7 protein-coding genes and 1 pseudogene are annotated in these 5,760 nt (G+C 60.5%); all 8 read left to right on the top strand.

Annotation, left to right across the window (positions count from 1 at the left end):
- Positions 1-187, top strand: a pseudogene (locus tag ABYT07_RS18360) (D-alanyl-D-alanine carboxypeptidase); the annotation flags it as partial.
- Positions 184-816, top strand: a complete 633-nt coding sequence (tmk, locus tag ABYT07_RS18355; protein ID WP_372993465.1) for a dTMP kinase — start codon at positions 184-186, stop codon at positions 814-816. The pseudogene ABYT07_RS18360 and the gene tmk, both read left to right, overlap by 4 nt.
- A 37-nt stretch (positions 817-853) precedes the next feature.
- Positions 854-1,969, top strand: coding sequence for a DNA polymerase III subunit delta' (locus tag ABYT07_RS18350; RefSeq protein ID WP_372993464.1), 1,116 nt, complete (start codon positions 854-856; stop codon positions 1,967-1,969).
- 27 nt (positions 1,970-1,996) lie between these two features.
- Positions 1,997-2,803, top strand: a complete 807-nt coding sequence (locus tag ABYT07_RS18345; protein WP_372993463.1) for a TatD family hydrolase — start codon at positions 1,997-1,999, stop codon at positions 2,801-2,803.
- Positions 2,803-3,600 carry an MBL fold metallo-hydrolase gene (locus tag ABYT07_RS18340; RefSeq protein WP_372993462.1) on the top strand — a complete coding sequence of 266 codons (798 nt, stop codon included), beginning with the start codon at positions 2,803-2,805 and terminating at the stop codon, positions 3,598-3,600. The genes ABYT07_RS18345 and ABYT07_RS18340 overlap by 1 nt, the downstream gene beginning before the upstream one ends.
- 90 nt (positions 3,601-3,690) lie before the next feature.
- A complete protein-coding gene (locus ABYT07_RS18335) occupies positions 3,691-4,620 on the top strand; it encodes an AEC family transporter (RefSeq protein ID WP_372993461.1) in 930 nt (309 codons plus the stop codon).
- Complete coding sequence (locus ABYT07_RS18330; RefSeq protein ID WP_372993466.1) at positions 4,617-5,261, top strand: glutathione S-transferase; 645 nt, start codon at positions 4,617-4,619, stop codon at positions 5,259-5,261. The genes ABYT07_RS18335 and ABYT07_RS18330 overlap by 4 nt, the downstream gene beginning before the upstream one ends.
- The gene (locus tag ABYT07_RS18325) at positions 5,261-5,737 is read left to right on the top strand and encodes a CIA30 family protein (protein WP_372993460.1); all 477 of its coding nucleotides are present in this window, start codon (positions 5,261-5,263) and stop codon (positions 5,735-5,737) included. Before ABYT07_RS18330 ends, ABYT07_RS18325 begins: the two co-directional genes overlap by 1 nt.
- The last annotated feature ends 23 nt before the right edge of the window (positions 5,738-5,760 follow it).

Below are 5,760 nucleotides of genomic sequence, written 5' to 3'. Positions count from 1 at the left end.
GCGCGCGCCGATCCTCAAGGGCGATATGATCGGTGAATTGGTGCTGACCCGTGGCGATTTGCCAGAGGTTCGCGCGCCGTTGGTGGCATCTGACAGCGTCGCACCGGGCGGTTTCTTTATTAAACTTCAAGCAGCTGCATTACATTTGCTGGATCGCTTGAACGCAGGGCCAGAGGCAGCTTCGTGAGCGGCCAAGGCTTTTTCATCAGCTTTGAAGGCATCGATGGCTCCGGCAAATCCACCCAGACCAAAATCATGAAAGACGCGCTTGAGGCGCAGGGATATGACGTCATCCTGACGCGCGAACCGGGGGGATCACCGGGTGCCGAAGAAATCCGTGCGCTTGTGTTACAAGGCGACCCTGACCGCTGGTCGGCACAAACCGAAATACTGCTGTTCACTGCCGCGCGCCGCGATCACCTTGAACGTACGATCCAACCTGCGTTGGACGCTGGCAAAGTGGTGATTTGCGACCGGTTTGCCGATTCCACCCGCATGTATCAGGGCCTTAGCCGTGGCGATCTGCGCGATGCAGTTGACCAGTTGCACAGCCTGATGATCGGGATCGAACCTGACCTCACGGTGCTGATCGACATGGACCCTTCCGAAGGGTTGTCGCGTGCCCTGTCGCGCAATACCGTCGAAGAACGCTTTGAAGATTTCGGAGAAAGCCTGCAAGTGGCCATGCGGAAAGGCTTTTTGGCGTTGGCCGACGAATTCGCCGAACGCTTTGTGGTGATCAACGGTGCCCAGCAGATAGATCAGGTAGCAGCGGATATTCTGGACTGCACCCGCGCACGTCTGGACGCCCGCTAGGCCTTTTCCTGCGCTCGCAATCTGCTAAACCACAACCATGACCGATGAAGCCCCCCAGCCAGACCGCATTGATGGTGCGCGCCACCCGCGCGACACCCCCCGCCTGATCGGCCAGATGCCGGCAGAGGCCGCGTTTCTTGACGCTTTCAATTCGGGCAAACTGCACCATGGCTGGTTGCTGACCGGTCCGCGCGGTGTGGGCAAGGCGACGCTGGCGTGGCGTTTGGCACGGTTCTTGCTGGCCACACCCGATCCTGACGACGGCGGTATGTTCGCGCCCGAACCGCCCACCAGCCTTGATGTTGATCCAGACCACCCCGTTGCCCGACGCATTGCGGCTGGCGGCGAAGGCGCGCTCAAGGCCGTCATCCGGTCGGTGGACGAGAAAACCAAACGCTTGCGCAAGCAGATCGTGGTCGATGACATCCGCAAACTGAACGGGTTTTTCCAGATGTCAGCCGCCGACGGGGGCCGCCGCGTGGTCATTGTGGATGATGCCGATCTGATGAACCCCAATGCCGCCAACGCCCTGCTCAAGATGCTCGAAGAGCCCCCCGCCCGCGCCATAATCCTGTTGATCAGCCACCGCCCCTCTGGTCTGCTGCCGACGATCAGGTCGCGCTGTCGTACCTTGCGGCTTGGCACGCTGGACCCCGATCAGATGGCACAGGCGTTGGCACAATCTGGCGTTGACATTCAGGGCGATCCGGCTGCCTTGGCGGCGCTTTCTGGCGGGTCTGTCGGCGGCGCGCTTGGCCTGTCGCTGATGGGTGGGTTGCAGCTTTACGCCGAATTGGTCGGCATTCTGGGCACCCTGCCCCAGCTTGACAGATCCCGCGCCCTTGCGCTGGCCGAAGCCGCAGCAACACGCGGTGCCGAAGAAAAGCTGGCGCTGTTGTTCACCCTGACCGATCTGCTGATGCTGCGCCTTGCACGTACAGGTGCCATCGGGCAACCGCCGCAAACCCAAGCGGCCCCCAACGAACATGCCATCCTGACGCGGCTGTCCCCGACCCCGGCACAGGGCCGCATCTGGGCCGAGGTCGCCCAAGAGATCGGTGCCCGCGCCCGTCACGGCATGGCGGTGAACCTTGACCCTGCCGCGCTCGTCCTAGATACCTTGTTCAAGATGGCTGAAAACGCCCCACGGTAGCCCATAACTTCAGAAAACGGGACACGCATGAGCGACATTTACCCCATCACAGACAGCCACTGTCACCTTGATTTCCCTGACTTTCAGGATGAATTGCCCGACGTGATCGCCCGCGCCACAGCCGCTGGCGTCACCCGTATGGTCACCATCTGCACCAAGCTGAAAAGCGAACCTGCCGTACGCGCCATTGCCGAAACCTATGCGCCCGTTTTTTACGCCGCCGGCACCCACCCGATGAGCGTCGCTGCCGAACCGATGGCCAGCTATGACGATCTTTTGGCGCTGACCAAACACCCCAAAATGGTGGGGATCGGCGAAACCGGCCTTGATTACCACTACACCGCTGAATCGGCCGACATTCAGCAAACATCGCTGCGCACGCACATCGCCGTTGCCCGCGACACAGGATTGCCGCTGATCATCCATGCGCGCGATGCCGATGATGACATGGCCCGCATCCTGACAGAGGAACATGCCAACGGGGCCTATCCTTGCGTGATGCACTGCTTTTCCAGCACAGCCGCCTTGGGCCGCGCCGCGCTTGATCTTGGGTTTTATCTGTCGATGTCCGGCATCACGGCATTCCCCAAAAGTCAGGACTTGCGCGATATCTTTGCCAACGCCCCGCTGGATCGCATTTTGGTGGAAACCGACAGCCCCTATCTTGCCCCACCGCCCCACCGTGGCAAACGCAACGAACCGGCATTCACCGCCCATACGGCGCGCCGCGGGGCCGAAACCTTTGGCCTTGATTACGCTGACTTTGCCGCCCGCACCCAAGCGAATTTTGACCGCCTCTTTACCAAGGTCGCAGCCTTCCAAGAGGCCGCCTGATGGCCGAAATGAAAATCACGATCTTGGGCTGTGGATCCTCGGGGGGCGTGCCGCGCCTTGGCGGCCACTGGGGGGCCTGCGATCCGTCAAATCCGAAAAATGCGCGGCGGCGGTGTTCGATCCTAGTGGAACGCATAACCGACCAAGGCACCACATCGGTGCTGATCGACACCTCGCCCGACATGCGCAGCCAATTGCTGGGTGCCGGCGTGTCGCGCATTGATGCGGTGATTTACACACATTCCCACGCGGACCACGTTCACGGTATCGATGACCTGCGCATGATCGTCATCAACATGCGCAAACGTCTGCCCGTCTGGGCTGACGCACCGACCAGCGCGGCCCTGCTGGACCGCTTCAGCTATGTCTTTGTACAACCCGAAGGCTCCTCCTATCCGCCCATCCTTGATCTGAACCCGATTGAGGGCGACGTGACAATCGATGGGCCCGGCGGTCCGCTGACCTTCACGCCGTTTCTGGTCAATCACGGGGGCATGGACGCGCTTGGCTTTCGCATGAACGACGTGGCCTATCTGCCGGATGTGGCCACAATTCCCGACGCGGTCTGGCCGCATCTGGAAAACCTTACCTGCTGGATCGTAGACGCCCTGCGCCGCGACCCGCACCCGACCCACAGCCACCTTGCCCAGACCCTGGACTGGATCGCAAACATGGCCCCGGAAACTGCCGTACTGACCAATATGCATAACGATCTGGACTACCAGACACTGGTAGAAGAACTGCCAGACCATATCCAACCCGCCTATGACGGTCTGACCCTGACTTTCCCCGCCTGACCTTCATTTTGCCAAATAAACTCCACGGGGGTGTGGGGGTGTGAAACCCCCGCTACGACCCGCGCCAAACACGCCAAGGCCTGATACCCCGTGCAAACCCTCCTAGACGTCATCCTCCCTGTCTTTCTTGTCATCGGTTTTGGCTATGTTGCGGTCTGGCGCGGGGTGTTTCCTGTGGCTGGCATCGACGGCGTGATGCGGTTTTCGCAAGGCTTCGCCATCCCTTGCCTGCTATTCCAATCCATCGCAAAAATTGACCTGTCGGCATCTTTCGACCCTGCCCTGCTGATCAGCTTCTACACAGGGGCGGCGATCTGTTTTGCCCTTGGGATTCTTGGTGCGCGGTTCCTGTTCAACCGCGATTGGGAGGATTGCGTGGCCATCGGCTTTTGCTGCCTCTTCTCGAACTCGGTCCTTTTGGGCCTGCCGATCACCGAACGCGCCTATGGCTCAGATGCCCTGACCGGCAATTTCGCGATCATCGCCATGCACTCGCCGTTTTGCTACGGGCTGGGCATCACGGTGATGGAGTTCGTGCGCAACCGTGGTCAATCCGGCCTCAGCCTTGTTCGCAATGTTGGCAATGCGATGTTCCACAACCCGCTGGTGATCGGGATCATCGGGGGGTTCATGGTGAACTTCAGCGGTTTTGCGATCCCCAGCGTGATTGATGACGGGCTGTCGCTGATCGTGCGCGCTGCCCTGCCCGCCGCGCTGTTCGCCCTTGGCGGCGTGTTGATCCAGTACAAACCCGAAGGCGATTTGAAAGCAATCGCGATGGTCTGTCTTATCGCCCTGCTTGTCCATCCAGCGATCGTCTGGATGATGGGCACCAGACTTGACTTGCCGCAGGATCTGTTCCGCTCGGGCGTGCTGACTGCGGCCATGGCACCGGGGTTCAACGCCTATATATTTGCGAACATGTACGGGCGTGCGCGGCGTGTCGCGGCAAGTTCGGTTTTGATTGCCACGGTGGCCTCTGTCCTGACGGCATGGATGTGGCTGACGATCCTGCAATGACGCCGGTGCTGTATTCCTTTCGCCGCTGCCCCTATGCGATGCGGGCGCGGTTGGCGGTACAGGCTGCACAAACCCCGGTTCATCTGCGCGAAATCGTACTGCGCGATAAACCGGCGGCGTTTCTTGCGGCCTCGGCCAGCGGTACGGTGCCCTGTCTGGTGCTACATGACGCAATGCCCGACACCACAATTGACGAAAGCCTAGACATCATGATCTGGGCGCTGACGATTTCCGACCCCGATGGCCTGATGAATATCCCTGCCCCTGGCTGGGACCTGATCGCGCAATGTGACGGGCCGTTCAAGCATGCGCTGGACCGGACGAAATATGCCACGCGCTATCCCGACAGCGACCCGGTCCAGCACCGCAACAATGCTATCGCCTTCCTGCATGACCTTGATGCCCGAATCGGCACGCATATCTTTGACCGCCCCAGCATCGCCGATCTGGCCATTGCGCCATTCGTGCGCCAGTTCGCCTTTATCGACAAGCCGTGGTTCGACGCACAACCGATCCCGCAGGTGCAGGCGTGGCTCGCGGCGTTTCTGGCCTCGGACAAATTTGCGCGTATCATGACAAAATATCCCCCATGGGCCGAAGGCGACACGCCGACGCCCTTCCCACCAGCCGGAGAGTTCTGATGACCCAAGCAATTGATCCAGAATGGGAATATGTCACTGACGGTGTGATGGGCGGAGAATCGCAAGGCCAAATGACCAAAGAACAAGTGCGCGGCCACGCCGCCACGCGCCTGACGGGCCGCGTTTCTTTGGAAAACAACGGCGGCTTTTTGCAGATGGCGTTTGATTTCAACGCGGGTGGCGGACCCGTGGATGCCAGCGCGTGGTCCGGGATTGAACTGATCCTGTGTGGCAATGGCGAAACCTATGATCTACGGCTGCGCACCACCGATCTGGACAGACCTTGGCAAAGCTTTCGCAGCGACTTTACCGCCCCCGCGCAATGGACCACCCTGCGGCTTCCCTTTGCCGCTCTTACCCCCCACCGCACAGACGCACAGTTTGATGCATGCGCGCTGCGCCGGTTGGGGCTGGTGGCGGTGGGGCGCGCCTTTGCGGTGGATCTGGCTGTGCGCGAAGTGGCGTTTTTTGCCTAACGCACCTTACCTGAACGCCTTGT

The organism is Sulfitobacter sp., from assembly GCF_041552635.1.
Lineage (GTDB): Bacteria > Pseudomonadota > Alphaproteobacteria > Rhodobacterales > Rhodobacteraceae > Sulfitobacter.
This window is presented reverse-complemented; position numbering and strand designations above follow the sequence as displayed.